This window comes from Agrobacterium sp. CMT1 (genome assembly GCF_037203725.1).
Lineage (GTDB): Bacteria > Pseudomonadota > Alphaproteobacteria > Rhizobiales > Rhizobiaceae > Agrobacterium > Agrobacterium pusense.
The window spans coordinates 132,902-148,965 of the sequence record NZ_JBBCAR010000017.1; the positions used below are offsets into that span (position 1 = coordinate 132,902).

Genomic DNA, 16,064 nt, shown 5'->3' on the forward strand with positions numbered 1-16,064 from the left:
CGAGGCCGGAAATTCCGGCTCCGCTCGAAGCCTCAACGCTTATTCAGCGGCTTCCAGAACAGCGCCATCATCCATGGCCCTGTAGGTATATTGGTCGATGCGCTTTTCGATTTCCGGACGGAAATTGCGGATCAGCGCCTGTACCGGCCATGCGGCGGCGTCGCCGAGCGCACAGATGGTGTGGCCTTCGATCTGCTTCGTCACTTCGAACAGCATGTCGATTTCGCGCTTCTGCGCGTTACCCTTGACCATGCGTTCCAGCACGCGCCACATCCAGCCCGTGCCTTCACGGCACGGCGTGCACTGGCCGCAGCTTTCATGCTTGAAGAAGGCAGCGATGCGGGCAATTGCCTTGATGACGTCGGTGGACTTGTCCATGACGATCATGCCGCCGGTGCCGAAGGAGGATTTCACTTCGCGCATGCCGTCGAAATCCATGATGGCGTCCTTCATGTCCTCACCGCGAACGATGGGGCACGATGCGCCGCCGGGGATGACGCCGAGCAGATTGTCCCAGCCGCCACGAATGCCACCGCAATGGTGCTCGATCAGCTCGCGGAAGGACAGGCCCAGCGCGTCTTCGAATGTGCAGGGACGTTCGACATGGCCGGAGACCATGAACAGCTTGGTGCCGACGTTGTTGGGACGGCCGATGGACGAGAACCAGGCAGCGCCGCGGCGCAGAATGGTCGGGGCAACCGCGATCGATTCAACGTTGTTGACAGTCGTCGGGCAGCCGTAAAGACCCATATTGGCCGGGAACGGCGGCTTCAGACGCGGCTGGCCCTTTTTGCCTTCAAGGCTTTCGAGCAGTGCCGTCTCTTCGCCGCAGATATAGGCGCCCGCGCCGTGATGCACGTAGATGTCGAAATCCCAGCCATTCTTGTTGTTACCGCCGAGCAGACCGGCATCGTAACATTCGTCGATGGCCGCCTGAAGAGCCTCACGTTCGCGCATATATTCGCCGCGAACATAGATGTAAGCGGTGTGCGCGCCCATGGCGAAACCGGCGATCACGCAGCCTTCGATCAGCGTGTGCGGATCGTTGCGCAGGATTTCGCGGTCCTTGCAGGTGCCGGGCTCGGATTCATCGGCGTTAACGACGAGATAATGAGGACGGCCGTCATTTTCCTTCGGCATGAAGGACCACTTGAGACCCGTCGGGAAGCCAGCGCCGCCGCGACCGCGAAGGCCCGAAGCCTTCATCTCGTTGATGATCCAGTCACGACCCTTTTCGATGATCTGCTTGGTGCCGTCCCAGTGGCCGCGCGCCAGCACGCCTTTCAGGGATTTGTCCTTGAGGCCGTAGAGATTGGTAAAGATGCGATCCTGATCTTTTAACATGCTTCACCTCTTACCGCGGCTTCTTGCCGAAGACCCTGATATACTCGGCTTCGCCACCCTTGGCGAGCGCCTCGGCCTGCTTGACCCAGTCATCACGGCCGATACGGCCCTTGAAATTCAGATATCCATCGACCCAGTCGCATTCGGCCTGCTTCCAGCCGGCGATCTGCGCATAGGTGAAGATGCCGAGCTCGTTCAGCGTACCCTCAATCTTGGGGCCGACGCCGGAAATGAGCTTCAGGTCATCAGGGGCAGCTGGCTTTTCGATGCCTGCCGGACGATCCGCGGAATCCAGCGACGGCTTTGATGCTGCCGCTTCCTTGCCGACCGATTCCTTTTCGCCAGCCTTTGCGTTTTCAGCAGCAGCCTTGGGCTCGTTGGCCGGCGTCTTCAGCTTCGGATCGGTTTCCGGCGCATCCGTCTTCGGCTTGGCGGCGTTGGACGGCGGAACCTGTGCGGCATCCGCTGGCACTTCAGCCGGCTTGTCGAGATTGGAACGGTCAGGCTTGATCTCTTCCGTCAGGGTCGTCAGGCCGCCAACGGGGACGGACTGGTGACGGTCGATCTGGGGGCCTGTCTTGACGGTGTCGCCCTTGCCTGCCTCGAAAGCATCGATGATCTCTTCCAGACGCTCGGGCGTCAGGTCTTCATAGGCATCCTTGAAGATGATGACCATCGGCGCGTTGACGCAGGCGCCCTGACATTCCACCTCTTCCCAGGAAAGCGTGCCGCTCTCATTGGTGTGCAGCGGATCGTGATGGATCTTCTTGCGGCAGACATCCATCAGCGCTTCGGAGCCGCGCAGCATGCAGGGCGTGGTGCCGCAGACCTGAACGTGGGCACGCGTGCCGACCGGCTTCAGCTGGAACTGCGTATAGAAGGTCGCGACCTCAAGAACACGGATATAGGCCATGTCCAGCATGTCTGCGACTTTTTCAATGGCGGCGCGGGTAACCCAGCCATCCTGCTCCTGGGCACGCATGAGCAGCGGGATGACCGCTGATTGCTGGCGTCCCTCGGGGTATTTATTGATCGTCTTTTCAGCCCATGCGGTGTTTTCCGCGTTGAAGGCAAATGCCACGGGCTGGAACTGATCTTCGGCTAGTCGACGAACGGACATACTTCCTCACGCCTTTTCAGTTTAACGTCTCACACCGCGATCTCGCCACCGTGACGAATTCGCAGGCATAAGCCGCCTTGTCTTTTTGCATGAACACAATGAACTTGCTGCCATTGGGAACCGAGGCCTTTATCTCGTATCCCGACGACAGAAGCTGCTTGATGGTCGAGGAGCCGCCGCTCGCCAACGATACACCGCCCTCGTCCGTCGCCGTCTGGGCGAAAACGGGGGTGGACATCGCTGCGAGAAAAGCCGGAATGGCCAGCGGCAGACGCATCAGCGGTCGACCTCCCCGAACACGATGTCGAGAGAGCCGAGCACGGCTGTAACGTCGGCAAGCTGATGGCCCTTGCACAGAAAATCCATGGCCTGCAGATGGGCATAGCCCGGAGCGCGGATCTTGCAGCGGTAAGGCTTGTTGGAACCATCGGCAACCACATAAACGCCGAACTCGCCCTTTGGCGCTTCGACGGCGGCGTAAACTTCGCCAGCGGGAACGTGGTAACCTTCGGTGTAGAGCTTGAAGTGGTGGATCAGCGCTTCCATCGAACGCTTCATCTCAGCGCGCTTGGGCGGAACCACCTTGCCATCCAGCGAGGAGACCGGGCCGATGCGGTGCTTGCCGGACAAAAGCTCGACGCACTGCTTCATGATCTTCACGGATTCGCGCATTTCCTGCATGCGGATCAGGTAACGATCATAGCAGTCGCCGTTCTTGCCAACAGGGATGTCGAATTCCAGATCGGAATAGCACTCATAAGGCTGCGAACGACGCAAATCCCAGGCAGCGCCGGAACCACGCACCATCACGCCCGTAAAGCCCCAGGCAAAGGCATCTTCCAGCGAGACGACGCCGATATCGACGTTACGCTGCTTATAGATGCGGTTATCCGTCAGGAGGCCCTCGATATTGTCGAGGACGGTGATGAAGGGATCGCACCACTTGCCGATATCGTCAACCAGTTCCGGCGGCAGGTCCTGGTGAACGCCGCCCGGACGGAAATAGGCCGAGTGCATGCGCGCGCCACAGGCGCGCTCATAAAACACCATCAGCTTTTCGCGCTCTTCGAAGCCCCAGACCGGCGGCGTCATCGCGCCCACGTCCATGGCCTGCGTGGTCACGTTCATGATGTGCGAGAGGATGCGGCCGATTTCCGAATAGAGAACGCGGATCAGCTGGCCGCGCATCGGGATTTCGAGGCCGAGCAGCTTTTCGACGGCGAGCGCGAAAGCGTGCTCCTGGTTCATCGGCGCGACGTAGTCGAGACGATCGAAGTAAGGAACGGCCTGCAGATAGGTCTTCGTCTCGATCAGCTTTTCGGTTCCGCGATGCAGAAGACCGATATGCGGATCAACGCGCTCGACGATTTCGCCGTCCAGTTCCAGAACCAGACGCAGCACGCCGTGCGCGGAGGGATGTTCCGGACCGAAGTTGATCGTGAAGTTGCGGACGTTATGCTCAGTCATTCTAGTGCTCCGCCGAGGTGATCATGGCGATGAATTCGGGGCCGGTCATGTTCTGCGTGATCTCAGCGAAGGAATAGCTCGAAGGCTTTTCATCCGTAAAAATCTGCGACGCGAACCTGAAACTGGAAGGGTTGTCAAAAGCCTGCAGCGACACGGCAAAATGCTTGCCATCCTTGGAACGCCACATCAGCGTGCTGCCGCAATTCTTGCAGAAGCAGCGCTCGCCCCACTCCGACGAGGAATAGACGCCGAGGCTCTCTTCGTTTTCGACGGAGATATCAGCGCATTCGACAGCCAGAAACGCGCCGCCGGACCAGCGGCGGCACATGGAGCAATGGCAAACGCCGAATTCGCGGGCGCCGATGACGGCCTCAAGGCCGACGGCGCCGCAAAGACATTGCCCATGCTCTGTCGCGGAGACCTGGCTCATTGCTTGGCCTTTTCGTCGCCAGGAAGAACGTAATCGGTCCCTTCCCAAGGGGAAAGGAAGTCGAAGTTACGGAATTCCTGCTTCAGCTCGACCGGCTCATAAAGCACGCGCTTCAGAACGTCATCGTAACGCACTTCAACAAACCCGGTAACCGGGAAATCCTTGCGCAGCGGGTGGCCTTCGAAACCGTAATCGGTGAGAATGCGGCGAAGGTCCGCATGGCCCTCAAACGGAATGCCATACATGTCCCAAGCTTCACGCTCGAACCATTCCGCACCCATGTAGACGGAGGTCGCAGAAGGAACGCCCTCGTCCTCCTCCACCTGCAGCTTGACGCGGACGCGCAGATTCTGGCGCGGCGACAGCAGGTGATAAACGACATCGAAACGCTTTTCGCGCTGCGGCCAGTCAACACCGCAGATATCGATGATATTGACGAATCCGCACTGCACATCGTCGCGCAGGAAGGTCAGAAGCGCGATTACGCTTTCAGGCGTCGTGTTCAGCGTCAGCTCGCCATAGGCGATATCGGCCGACACCACGAGTGAACCGCGCGCTTCCTTAACGTAAGCAGCAAGATCGTTGAGAGCTTCGCTCATTCTAAATCCGTCCTTTGCCCTTAGCGCTCGATCGTACCGGTACGCCGGATCTTTTTCTGCAGCAGAAGCACGCCGTAAAGCAGCGCTTCAGCCGTGGGGGGACAGCCCGGAACGTAGATATCCACCGGCACGACGCGATCGCAGCCGCGCACGACGGCGTAGGAATAATGGTAGTAACCGCCGCCATTGGCGCAGGAACCCATGGAGATGACGTAACGCGGCTCAGGCATCTGGTCATAGACCTTACGCAGAGCCGGAGCCATCTTGTTGGTCAGCGTGCCAGCGACGATCATCACGTCCGACTGGCGCGGCGAGGCGCGCGGGGCGACACCGAAGCGCTCCATGTCATAACGCGGACCGGAAGCCTGCATCAGTCCTTCGACGGCGCAGCAGGCGAGACCGAACTGCATCCACATCAGCGAGCCGGTACGGGCCCAGGTGATCAGTTCGTCAGTCGAGGTGACGAGGAAGCCCTTGTCGGCCAGCTCGTCATTGATTTCCGTGAAGTAGGCATCGTTGCTGCCAACCGGCTTGCCGGTCGAGGGATCGATGATCCCCTTCGGCTGCGGCGCGACGAGCGTGCTGTTGTTCTGGCTCATGCCCATTCCAGCGCTCCCTTCTTCCACTCATAGATAAAGCCGATGGTGAGAACGAGGAGGAACACCATCATCGACCAGAAACCGAACCAGCCCATCTCACCGAAAGACACCGCCCATGGGAACAGGAACGCGACTTCGAGGTCAAAGATGATGAACAGAATCGACACCAGATAAAAGCGGATATCGAACTTCATGCGGGCATCGTCGAAGGCGTTGAAACCGCACTCGAAAGCAGAGAGCTTTTCCGGGTCCGGCGCCTTGTAAGCGACAGCGAAAGGCGCGATCAGAAGCGCCAGGCCGATGACAAGAGCGATACCGATGAATATTGCGATCGGAATGTAGGAACTGAGGAGTTCAGTCATGGTCTCTTCCCTGCCCGGCCGGGTGCCGGGCCTGCCTTTGTGACCTTAGTCTCAAAGAGCGGACAAATATGTTGCAACGCCAAAGTGGTTAGCGCAGCCGCGCCCTCTCTGCAAGAGTTTAGGCACCATTTCAAGACACCTGCCGCATTGATTGGCAACAATATTGCCGGAATTGACGCAAATTTGGGCCACATTTCCGACCTAAGCCCCTCAAATACAATAATAATCGATTGAAGGACGCAACCGCAAAAAAGTCACACGATTTTTACGCCCAAACGTTGGCGAAGTGACGATATCGGGAAATCGAAACTTGACTAATAAAAGCAGGAAAAATCCCGCGGGAAACGGCCGGAATCAGAGACCGGAATCGCTGAAGACAAAGCCGCGCAGACCGCGCATTGATTGTTCAGATGGAGACATTTCAAGAAGGAGAAATGGCGCGAGTGACGGGGCTCGAACCCGCGACCTCCGGCGTGACAGGCCGGCACTCTAACCGACTGAGCTACACCCGCGCTCCACAGACATTCATCTGCGTTTTTTCCGAGGAACAGGATGGCGCGAGTGACGGGGCTCGAACCCGCGACCTCCGGCGTGACAGGCCGGCACTCTAACCAACTGAGCTACACCCGCTTATCCTGACCGACAGAACCTTGGTTCCGCCGTACGAACCAGCCTCGGCTGTTCGTTGAGCGGCTAACTACGGCGTTCGTGCGGGGGTGTCAAGCAGGTTTCACGACAAAAGAATAAGCTTTTTCATTTTGATCAGGAAAAACCCTGGGGCCTTTTATCGACGCTCCGGCAAATGCCCTGTTTTGCGGGCTTTTCCCAACGAAAACAAAAAACTTGTCCACAGCCAGCCGCTTTATCAACGTCATTTCTACGGGCCGTCATGACGTCATTGGTTTCTGAATTTACCAAAAAGCCCGCAGTTCCCGGCTTTTTACCCCTCCCCTTCGGCGGAGGGAAAAACCTCCCCGAAAAAAAACAAAAAAACTTCACAAAAGCCCTTGCGGTTTTTTTCCGATCCGAATACATCACGGCCACCGACGCGGCGGACATGATCCGCAAGACGCGAAGGGCGATTAGCTCAGTTGGTAGAGCGCCTCGTTTACACCGAGGATGTCGGGAGTTCGAGTCTCTCATCGCCCACCATTCCTTCTCACAGTGATTTAAAGAACCCTTGCCGATTGCGGTTTGACCCGTACGCGGTTGCGCTTCACCATGTATGCTTGGCTTCGATGCGCAGCCCCTGCCCTCGGTGGCATGGAAGGGGCCATGGTCGCGCGCTACTGCGGTGTAGAATCACATTTCCCAGTTGCCGCGCCGTGCCAAACCGGGACTTTCGTTTCAGATTCGCACAGCCGCAGCCACCCCTGTTTCACCCCGCAACATACCGAAAAATAAGCAGATTTAGAATTTTTAAAGAGATTTCGGGCATTGTTTTCAGGCCGTTTCATGATGAGCGGTGGAACTGATGGATGAAACCATGTCACTCGACGCGTTTGTTACACTCGCGCTTATTGCGCTGCCTGTTTACATTTTTTTCCGCTGGGTCCAGCAGGATTCGGAGAAACCAGATATTTCCAAAAACAAGAATTCCATGGGGCGGTGATCCGGGCGCTGGGATCGCACCATTATCCCGGACGACCTCCGGAGAGAACTTTCGATCACCGATGCGAAGCGGCAATGCCTTTTGAGGGCTTGCATATGACGTATCGTATAAACGCCCGGCATTCAGACCCATACCGCATTAAAAAAGCCGGGCTATGCCCGGCTTTTTCCGTTGCGGCGCTGTCGTGTGCAATCAGTTGATCGCCTTCATCTCGACCTTGAAGAATAGCGTCTCGCCGGAAGAATCATCGACGCCGTCATTATCGGTCACGGCATAGGCCGTTCCCGCCTTGTCGAAGGTGAAGCCTTCCAGCTTGTCGACGACATAGCCGTTGGTCTGGGCCTTGAGGTCTGGCAGGAAGTCATGGGCCTCCTGCTTGGTGACCAGCGGCAATTCGCCACCGATCTTGCCCGGCTTCAGGTCAGCAATCGCCACGCGGTAGAGCTTCTTGATCTTGGCCTTGTCACCGATCTGGTTGTCGCGCTCGACGATATAGACATTGTCGCCCTGTGCGGTGATTTCGGACAGGCCGACCCAACCGGCTTCGGTCTTATCGAGCGGGTAGCGCACGGCGCCCCATTCCTTGGACTTCGGATTATAGGAGACGAGCTTGACGAAGCCCTTCTCGTCCGTGCCCCATTCGCGCTGCACGGCCATCCACAGCGTCGCGTCATCGCCCTTGCCGATCATGGTAACGCCTTCGAAACCGAAGCGGGTATCGCCGGCGAGCAGTTCCTTTGGCAAGGCGATTTCGGCCTTGATTTCACCCTTGGCATTGACGTTGTAGAGCGCATGCGGAACAAGCTTGGCGCTGTCGCCTTCGGAGGCCAGCCAGAACCCGCCCTTGCCATCCAGCGTGATGCCTTCGATGTCAAGCTTCTGCGCGGCAATGCCGTCGCGCCTGACACGCAGCGCGCTGGTGATGGTGGCGGGCTTCTTGGTCGCGTCGATGGTGTAGATCGACGGCTGGTTACCATAGACCGAGTCGGACACGGCATAGAGGATGCCTGGCTTCTCGGCATCGCCTACCAGACCCGAAAGAGCGCCCCAGCCGATAGGCGCACCATCGACGGTGGCGGATACCAGCTGCGGATAGGCCAGCTCGCCCTCGGCGCGTTCATAGATCATGACATGCGAGCGGGCGCCGCCGTCTTCCACCAGATCAGCCTCATTGGCCGTGACGAAGAGGTTGCGCGCGGGGATGGCGACAGCGCCTTCCGGCGAAATGCCCGAAGGCAGGAGCTGCGTGAGCTGCGGCTCTGCGCCGGTATCCTTGTAAACAGCGGCAATCGAGGCGCGCTCGGCGAGGACGAAGAAGTACTTTTGGCCATCGAAGGTCGCCGTTTCCAGACCCTCCGGCTCTATGCCCTTTGCCTTGGAGCGCTTTTCCGGATAGTGGCCAATGGCCGCTACCGCGTGCTCGAGCGAAGCGCCAGCCTCATAGAGAAGCTTGCCAGTCTTGTCGAAAATGGTGAAGCCGCGTGCACCGCCCTGCCAGTCGCCTTCATTGGCGATGACGATACGGTCATTGTCCAGCCACTTGACGGCATCAGGTTCGCGCTTGCGGCCTTCCTGCTTGTCAGTGAATTTCAGCTGGCCATCGGTCTTGGTGTCGATGCCTTCCAGATTGACGGTGCCGGCAGAGAAATGCGTCTTCACCGTGCCGGTCTTGCCGTCGATGATGACGATATGGTTGTTTTCCTGCAGCGTCAGAGCGATCTCGCCATTGGCATTGATCGAGACGAATTCCGGTTCCGGATCCTCAGGGGAAATCTCGGCGAGACCGGTAACGTCGATCTTCTTCAGCGTCGCGCAGTCGGCAACGCCGTCCTTCAGGCCGACAGTGACGAGATAACCGGCTGGCATCTGCGGCAGGGCGCCTTCGTTCACCTCTTCATCACGTTCGTTTTCGATAGCGATGGCGGCAAAGGTTTTATCCGGAGACACCGCGACTGAATCCGGTTGACCGCCGAGATCACAGCTCGCCTCGATCTTCTTGGCAGCGATATCGACAGTCACGAGCTTGCCGGAGGGCTTGGCGCGGTTTTCCGAGGTATTGACGCCGGCGAGAACCTTGAGACCGGCCACGGCAACGGAGGTCGGCTCACCTTCCAGCAGCAATGCGCCGCCGGCCTTGGGAGCCTTGGCATCGGTGATGTCGATGAAGCCAATGCCCCCGAGCGGGCTGTCCGAATAGATCAGCGTCTTACCGTCTTCGCTGGCGGTGATGATTTCAGCCGAGGTCACGGACTTGGCGTCCTTGTCCGCGGGCAGGTTCTTCGCTACCGGGAAAGAAGCAATGCGGTTAAAAACCGGCTCTGCGGCCGCCGGAAAGGCTGCAGATGTAAGTAGAGCCGCGGTCAGGGCCATCTGAGAAAATCGGAACGCCATTTTATCCCCCTTGGGTTCAGAAATATCCCAAGGCTTCTGCGTCACGGACATGACAGTGGCATGACACTTCATGGCCCGGAATCAAAAAGCCCGGCCGCAAAGGCCGGGCTTTCGTGTTTATGCGCATATTCCGTATATCGAAACGCCGTGTGTCCGGATGGAGGCTACACAGGCACGCCCGACTTTCATTCCATACCATTCGGCATAAACGGCGCCGCCCGAAAGAACTTTCGAAAGGCACGCTCCTTAGACCGGTTGATGGCGTGAGCGCGTCAAAACATGCTTCCTCGTGAACCTGAAAAGCCGCCGCCCGCCGCGGGCGTTACGGCTTTCCGGAAACCTTACGAGTTGACGGCGTCCTTCAGGCCCTTGCCTGCGGAGAACTTCGGAACGTTGCGAGCCGGGATATCGACTTCAGCACCCGTGGAAGGGTTACGGCCCTTGGAGGCTTCACGACGGCTGACGGAGAAGCTGCCAAAGCCGGCGAGGCGGATATCGCCACCGTTCTTCAGTTCGCTCTGTACGGTTTCGAATACGGCATCAACAGCGGAAGCAGCATCTGCCTTCGTGAGACCAGCCTTTTCGGCAACAGCAGAGACGAGCTCGTTCTTGTTCATGTTTCCACCCCTTTCAATGGTTTGAAACGACTCAAATTAAGCCGGCGCAGAATACGTTCGTATCCGCGCGCAGCAACTCAAAAGCGCTGGAATCGCCTGAAAAACAAGGGGTCTGCGGTTTTTTTCACAAAAAAGGCCGACATTTCTGCCGGCCTTCCCCATAATCGTGCCAATTTCGCATCACTTGCGCCGACCTGAAGCCGTACCTTCGTCGTGAAGCCTAACGCATTGAATCTACGCAGGACCTGTCGCGAGCACCGATTCCGGCCCTCGCGACGACGCGTCTCAATGCGCGATGGTCTGGCTGCCGTCATCAACGCCTTCGACCGTTGCGATCACCGGCGTCTCGATGCTGCCATCCCACTCGATGGGCTCCGGCTGGCGGATGAGGGCGTGCTTGATAACCTCGCCCATGCGCGACACCGGAATGATTTCCATCTCGTTCTTCACATTGTCCGGAATCTCCGCCAGATCCTTGGCGTTTTCTTCCGGGATCAGCACCTTCTTGATGCCGCCGCGAAGCGCTGCAAGCAGCTTTTCCTTCAGGCCACCGATCGGCAGAACGCGACCACGAAGCGTGATCTCGCCTGTCATCGCCACGTCCTTCGAGACCGGAATACCGGTCATGATGGAGACGATCGCGGTTGCCATGGCGACACCGGCGGACGGACCGTCCTTCGGGGTTGCCCCTTCCGGAACGTGCACGTGGATGTCGCTCTTGTCGAAGCGCGGCGGCTCGATGCCGAAGTCCACGGCGCGCGAACGGACATAGGATGCCGCCGCCGAAATGGATTCCTTCATCACTTCCTTGAGGTTGCCGGTAACCGTCATGCGGCCCTTGCCCGGCATCATCACGCCTTCGATGGTGAGCAGCTCACCGCCGACTTCCGTCCAGGCCAGACCCGTGACGACACCGACCTGATCCTCGCGCTCAGCCTCACCGTGGCGGAACCGCGGAACGCCCAGATAATCCGGAACGTTTGCTGCGGTAACCTCAACAGACTTGACCTTGCCCTTGATGATCTCGGTGACAGCCTTGCGCGCCAGCTTCATCAGCTCGCGTTCGAAGCTGCGCACGCCCGCCTCGCGGGTGTACTGCTGGATGACAACCATCAGGGCATCATCGGTGACCGAGAATTCTTCCGGACGCAGGGCATGTTCCTTGATCGCCTTGGGCAGCAGGTGACGCTTTGCGATTTCGCGCTTTTCGTCTTCCGTGTAACCGGCGATGCGGATCACTTCCATACGGTCCATCAGCGGGCCGGGAATGTTCAGCGTGTTGGCCGTGGTCACGAACATCACGTCGGACAGGTCGTATTCCACTTCCAGGTAGTGATCCATGAAGGTGGAGTTCTGTTCCGGATCGAGAACCTCGAGCAGCGCCGACGACGGATCGCCACGGAAATCCATGCCCATCTTGTCGATTTCGTCGAGCAGGAAGAGCGGGTTTGCCTTCTTGGCCTTCTTCATCGACTGGACGATCTTGCCCGGCATGGAGCCGATATAGGTGCGGCGGTGACCGCGGATTTCCGCTTCGTCACGAACGCCACCCAGCGCCATGCGCACATACTCGCGGCCGGTCGCCTTGGCGATCGACTTGGCGAGCGAGGTCTTGCCGACGCCGGGCGGGCCGACGAGGCACAGGATCGGGCCACGGATCTTCGTCGCACGGGCCTGCACGGCCAGATACTCGACGATACGCTCCTTGACCTTGTCCAGACCGAAATGGTCCTGATCCAGGATCTTCTCGGCATTGTTGAGGTCCGCCTTGATCTTGGACTTCTTGCCCCAGGGCAGACCAAGCAGCCAGTCCAGATAGTTGCGCACGACGGTCGCTTCCGCGGACATCGGGCTCATCTGGCGCAGCTTCTTCATTTCCGCTTCGGCCTTTTCCTTGGCCTCCTTGGAAAGCTTTGTCTTGGCGATGCGCTCTTCCAGCTCGGCCATCTCGTCACGGCCGTCCTCGCCGTCGCCGAGCTCCTTCTGGATCGCCTTCATCTGCTCGTTCAGGTAATATTCGCGCTGGGTCTTCTCCATCTGGCGCTTTACGCGCGAGCGGATGCGCTTTTCGACCTGAAGAACGGAAATCTCGCCTTCCATGAAGCCAAGCGCTTTTTCAAGCCGCTGCTTCACGCTGACGGTTTCCAGCATTTCCTGCTTTTCGGTGATCTTGATCGACAGGTGCGAAGCGACCGTGTCGGCGAGCTTCGAGTAATCATCGATCTGACCGGCAGCGCCGACAACCTCGGGCGAAATCTTCTTGTTGAGCTTCACATAGCTCTCGAATTCCGAAACGACCGAACGCGAGAGCGCCTCGATCTCGACCGGATCTTCGGCAGGCTCCTGCAAAGGCGTGGCCGAGGCTTCGTAGAAATCCTCGCGACCGGTGTAGCTGTCGATCTGGGCGCGGCCCTTGCCTTCCACCAGCACCTTCACGGTGCCGTCGGGAAGCTTCAGAAGCTGCAGGACATTGGCGACCGTGCCGACCTTGTGGATGGCTTCAGGCGCCGGATCGTCGTCGCTGGCGTTGATCTGGGTAACAAGCATGATCTGCTTGTCGGAGCCCATGACTTCCTCGAGCGCACGGATGGATTTTTCCCGCCCGACGAACAGGGGAACGATCATATGCGGGAAAACGACAATGTCGCGCAGGGGAAGTACCGGATAGGTACCGCCAGATGCCGCAGACGTGATGTTCGTCATATCATTTCCTTTCCATGGTCCCTTTCGGGACACTTTGCCGAGCGTCTTGGGGGCGTCCGGCATATTCATTTCTCGAGACTGAAAGTGGAGTTTCGAAACACCGATTTCAAGTCGTCGGAGCAGACGGCCTTACGCGACGGCAGGACCGTGAAATTCAACAAAACTCAGCGCTGGCTAATACTACCGACATTTCCGGTTATCCTCGAGGGCTCAGGAACCGGGTCGCCGACGAAATTCACATTTCCGTCATATCGCGCTGCAAATCAGTTGTAAGACTTTATCAGCAAAGCGCAATCCGCTCCAAACGCAAAATCGGGCTTCGTCAAGTTAGCCGCAAGTTTCGTAAGGCCCATCTAATAGAAAAGGCCCGCACGGATGCGGGCCTCTGATTTCATCAAACATCACAGCAGCCGATTACGCCGAGACGTTGGTCTTTTCTTCCTGACGGTCCGCATAGATGTAGAGCGGACGCGCGACACCGCTGACGACGTCGTTGGAAATGACCACTTCGCGCACGCCCTCCAGCGTCGGCAGTTCGAACATGGTATCCAGCAGGATCTTTTCCATGATCGAGCGCAGGCCACGGGCACCGGTCTTGCGGGTGATCGCCTTGCGGGCGATTTCGCGCAGCGCGTCCTCGTGGAAGGTCAGCTCGACGTCTTCCATCTCGAACAGGCGCTGGTACTGCTTGACCAGAGCGTTCTTCGGCTCGGACAGGATCTGGATCAGCGCATCTTCATCCAGGTCTTCCAGCGTCGCCAGGACGGGCAGACGGCCGATGAATTCCGGAATGAGGCCGAACTTCACCAGATCTTCCGGCTCCAGCTCGCGCAGCACTTCGCCCACACGACGGTCGTCTTCCGCCTTAACGGTCGCACCGAAGCCGATCGAGGTCTTTTCGCCACGGGCCGAGATGATCTTGTCGAGGCCGGCAAAAGCACCGCCGCAGATGAACAGGATGTTGGTCGTATCCACCTGCAGGAATTCCTGCTGCGGATGCTTGCGGCCGCCCTGCGGCGGTACGGAAGCGACCGTGCCTTCCATGATCTTCAGAAGCGCCTGCTGAACGCCCTCGCCCGATACGTCGCGCGTGATGGACGGGTTGTCCGACTTGCGGGAAATCTTGTCGACTTCGTCGATATAGACGATGCCGCGCTGGGCGCGCTCGACATTGTAATCCGCAGCCTGCAACAGCTTCAGGATGATGTTTTCCACGTCCTCGCCGACATAACCGGCTTCGGTCAGCGTCGTTGCGTCCGCCATGGTGAAGGGAACGTCGATGATGCGGGCGAGCGTCTGGGCAAGATAGGTCTTGCCGCAGCCCGTCGGGCCGACGAGCATGATGTTCGACTTCGCCAGCTCGACATCGCCATTCTTGGAGGCGTGCGCGAGGCGCTTGTAGTGGTTGTGAACGGCCACGGACAGGATTTTCTTCGCCTGCTTCTGGCCGATGACGTATTCGTCGAGGATCTTGATGATGTCCTGCGGGGTGGGCACACCCTCGCGCGACTTCACCATAGACGTCTTGTTCTCCTCGCGGATGATGTCCATGCACAATTCGACGCATTCATCGCAGATGAATACCGTCGGTCCGGCAATGAGTTTCCGGACTTCGTGCTGGCTCTTGCCGCAGAATGAACAATAGAGTGTATTCTTAGAGTCGCCGCCGTTGCTGCCGCTGACTTTGCTCATATCTCTTTCCTTCCAGCACGCCGCAGGTCCGTCAAACGGATCGCGGTCAACTTACCGCCCGCAGATACGGCCGCCCTTGGGGTGCATTGCCGTATCCGCCTCGTTTCCCGGGGTACTAACCGTATCAGATACAGGAGCTGATAACCGGCGGCAACGAATTCCCCATTAAACCAAAGGCCGCGTCATAAAAAATCAACATAGCCTTTATATATACTAATATCGCTTTCTGTTCCGGTTGAAAGCCCCGAAATTACTTTTGCGGGGTCAAACAAACGTCAAAAAGCGTCGCGCCTCAATTCGCGACGGCGCCTTCGATTTCCTGGCGCGAGGTCAGAATCTTGTCGATCACGCCCCAGTCCTTCGCCTCGTCTGCATCCATGAAATGGTCGCGATCAAGGGTTTTTTCAACCTCTTCGAGCGTGCGGCCGGTATGCTTCACGTAGACTTCATTGAGGCGGCGCTTCATCTTGATGATGTCGCGGGCGTGGCGTTCGATATCCGAAGCCTGGCCCTGGAAGCCGCCCGATGGCTGGTGCACCATGATGCGTGCGTTGGGGGTGGCGAAACGCATTCCCTTTTCACCGGCAGCGAGAAGCAGCGAACCCATGGAGGCAGCCTGGCCGACGCAGAGCGTGGAGACCGCAGGGCGGATAAACTGCATCGTATCGTAGATCGCCATGCCGGCGGTCACGACGCCACCTGGCGAATTGATGTAGAGCGCAATTTCCTTCTTCGGGTTCTCGGCCTCGAGGAACAGCAGCTGCGCGCAGACGAGCGACGCCATCTGGTCTTCCACCGGGCCGGTGAGGAAAATGATGCGTTCCTTGAGAAGACGGGAAAATATGTCGTAGGAGCGTTCGCCGCGATTGGTCTGCTCAACGACCATCGGCACCAGAGCCATGGCGGTATCAACTGGATTTTTCATGTCCGTCCTTTGTCAACTCTGCCCGTTGCGGAAACCGCCCCGGAATCACTTCTAACCTTCATACTCCCTACATAGAGTGTCCCTGCCCCGTACTTCAAGACACGAAGCCGCATATCCTTAACGGCTCAACAGCGTTTGCAGGGCTTCGGAGGCCGGCCGCGGCGGGCTTTTGCACCCGTTCGTCCCGGCCGCAGCCATTTGTC

General features: G+C 58.3%; 13 protein-coding genes and 3 tRNA genes. 1 reads left to right on the forward strand and 15 read right to left on the reverse strand.

Annotated elements, in window-relative coordinates; translation table 11 throughout:
* Nucleotides 1-39: 39 nt before the first annotated feature.
* From nuoF to WA845_RS20080, 10 genes are all read right to left on the reverse strand, one after another.
* A complete protein-coding gene (nuoF, locus tag WA845_RS20035) occupies nucleotides 40-1,344 on the reverse strand; it encodes an NADH-quinone oxidoreductase subunit NuoF (protein WP_004441321.1) in 1,305 nt (434 codons plus the stop codon).
* Nucleotides 1,345-1,354: 10 nt separating this feature from the next.
* Complete coding sequence (locus WA845_RS20040) at nucleotides 1,355-2,464, reverse strand: NADH-quinone oxidoreductase subunit E (protein ID WP_112554962.1); 1,110 nt, start codon at nucleotides 2,462-2,464, stop codon at nucleotides 1,355-1,357.
* Between the two features lie 16 nt (nucleotides 2,465-2,480).
* On the reverse strand, nucleotides 2,481-2,741 hold the full coding sequence (locus WA845_RS20045; RefSeq protein WP_004441318.1) for a hypothetical protein: 261 nt from the start codon (nucleotides 2,739-2,741) through the stop codon (nucleotides 2,481-2,483).
* Complete coding sequence (locus WA845_RS20050) at nucleotides 2,741-3,931, reverse strand: NADH-quinone oxidoreductase subunit D (protein ID WP_112554963.1); 1,191 nt, start codon at nucleotides 3,929-3,931, stop codon at nucleotides 2,741-2,743. Before WA845_RS20050 ends, WA845_RS20045 begins: the two co-directional genes overlap by 1 nt.
* A 1-nt stretch (nucleotide 3,932) precedes the next feature.
* Complete coding sequence (locus WA845_RS20055; protein WP_004441314.1) at nucleotides 3,933-4,361, reverse strand: GFA family protein; 429 nt, start codon at nucleotides 4,359-4,361, stop codon at nucleotides 3,933-3,935.
* Nucleotides 4,358-4,960: an NADH-quinone oxidoreductase subunit C gene (locus tag WA845_RS20060; protein WP_004441311.1), complete on the reverse strand. Its 603-nt coding sequence runs from the start codon at nucleotides 4,958-4,960 to the stop codon at nucleotides 4,358-4,360. The genes WA845_RS20055 and WA845_RS20060 overlap by 4 nt, the downstream gene beginning before the upstream one ends.
* A gap of 20 nt (nucleotides 4,961-4,980) precedes the next feature.
* On the reverse strand, nucleotides 4,981-5,565 hold the full coding sequence (locus tag WA845_RS20065; protein WP_003496467.1) for a NuoB/complex I 20 kDa subunit family protein: 585 nt from the start codon (nucleotides 5,563-5,565) through the stop codon (nucleotides 4,981-4,983).
* On the reverse strand, nucleotides 5,556-5,921 hold the full coding sequence (locus WA845_RS20070) for an NADH-quinone oxidoreductase subunit A (RefSeq protein WP_003496469.1): 366 nt from the start codon (nucleotides 5,919-5,921) through the stop codon (nucleotides 5,556-5,558). Before WA845_RS20070 ends, WA845_RS20065 begins: the two co-directional genes overlap by 10 nt.
* Nucleotides 5,922-6,356: 435 nt before the next feature.
* Nucleotides 6,357-6,433, reverse strand: a tRNA-Asp gene (locus WA845_RS20075).
* Nucleotides 6,434-6,474: 41 nt separating this feature from the next.
* A tRNA-Asp gene (locus tag WA845_RS20080) sits at nucleotides 6,475-6,551 on the reverse strand.
* 446 nt (nucleotides 6,552-6,997) lie between these two features.
* Between WA845_RS20080 and WA845_RS20085 the strand changes: the two genes are divergently transcribed.
* A tRNA-Val gene (locus tag WA845_RS20085) sits at nucleotides 6,998-7,073 on the forward strand.
* A 652-nt stretch (nucleotides 7,074-7,725) separates the two neighbouring features.
* Here WA845_RS20085 and WA845_RS20090 read toward each other — a convergent pair.
* The 5 genes from WA845_RS20090 to clpP form a co-directional block, all read right to left on the reverse strand.
* Entirely contained in the window at nucleotides 7,726-9,924 is a 2,199-nt protein-coding gene (locus tag WA845_RS20090; protein WP_112555138.1) for an esterase-like activity of phytase family protein, read from the reverse strand.
* Nucleotides 9,925-10,265: 341 nt separating this feature from the next.
* Nucleotides 10,266-10,541: a DNA-binding protein HupB gene (gene hupB / locus WA845_RS20095; RefSeq protein WP_003502360.1), complete on the reverse strand. Its 276-nt coding sequence runs from the start codon at nucleotides 10,539-10,541 to the stop codon at nucleotides 10,266-10,268.
* Between the two features lie 285 nt (nucleotides 10,542-10,826).
* Nucleotides 10,827-13,244, reverse strand: coding sequence for an endopeptidase La (lon, locus tag WA845_RS20100; RefSeq protein WP_004441301.1), 2,418 nt, complete (start codon nucleotides 13,242-13,244; stop codon nucleotides 10,827-10,829).
* A gap of 414 nt (nucleotides 13,245-13,658) precedes the next feature.
* On the reverse strand, nucleotides 13,659-14,936 hold the full coding sequence (clpX, locus tag WA845_RS20105) for an ATP-dependent Clp protease ATP-binding subunit ClpX (RefSeq protein WP_003521528.1): 1,278 nt from the start codon (nucleotides 14,934-14,936) through the stop codon (nucleotides 13,659-13,661).
* 292 nt (nucleotides 14,937-15,228) lie between these two features.
* A complete protein-coding gene (clpP, locus tag WA845_RS20110; RefSeq protein ID WP_004441299.1) occupies nucleotides 15,229-15,861 on the reverse strand; it encodes an ATP-dependent Clp endopeptidase proteolytic subunit ClpP in 633 nt (210 codons plus the stop codon).
* Nucleotides 15,862-16,064 lie beyond the last annotated feature (203 nt).

Coding starts and splice junctions, on each gene's coding strand:
- nuoF (WP_004441321.1), bottom strand. CDS start 1,344: ATGTTAAAAGATCAGGATCGCATCTTTACCAATCTCTACGGCCTCAAG.
- WA845_RS20040 (WP_112554962.1), bottom strand. CDS start 2,464: ATGTCCGTTCGTCGACTAGCCGAAGATCAGTTCCAGCCCGTGGCATTT.
- WA845_RS20045 (WP_004441318.1), bottom strand. CDS start 2,741: ATGCGTCTGCCGCTGGCCATTCCGGCTTTTCTCGCAGCGATGTCCACC.
- WA845_RS20050 (WP_112554963.1), bottom strand. CDS start 3,931: ATGACTGAGCATAACGTCCGCAACTTCACGATCAACTTCGGTCCGGAA.
- WA845_RS20055 (WP_004441314.1), bottom strand. CDS start 4,361: ATGAGCCAGGTCTCCGCGACAGAGCATGGGCAATGTCTTTGCGGCGCC.
- WA845_RS20060 (WP_004441311.1), bottom strand. CDS start 4,960: ATGAGCGAAGCTCTCAACGATCTTGCTGCTTACGTTAAGGAAGCGCGC.
- WA845_RS20065 (WP_003496467.1), bottom strand. CDS start 5,565: ATGGGCATGAGCCAGAACAACAGCACGCTCGTCGCGCCGCAGCCGAAG.
- WA845_RS20070 (WP_003496469.1), bottom strand. CDS start 5,921: ATGACTGAACTCCTCAGTTCCTACATTCCGATCGCAATATTCATCGGT.
- WA845_RS20090 (WP_112555138.1), bottom strand. CDS start 9,924: ATGGCGTTCCGATTTTCTCAGATGGCCCTGACCGCGGCTCTACTTACA.
- hupB (WP_003502360.1), bottom strand. CDS start 10,541: ATGAACAAGAACGAGCTCGTCTCTGCTGTTGCCGAAAAGGCTGGTCTC.
- lon (WP_004441301.1), bottom strand. CDS start 13,244: ATGACGAACATCACGTCTGCGGCATCTGGCGGTACCTATCCGGTACTT.
- clpX (WP_003521528.1), bottom strand. CDS start 14,936: ATGAGCAAAGTCAGCGGCAGCAACGGCGGCGACTCTAAGAATACACTC.
- clpP (WP_004441299.1), bottom strand. CDS start 15,861: ATGAAAAATCCAGTTGATACCGCCATGGCTCTGGTGCCGATGGTCGTT.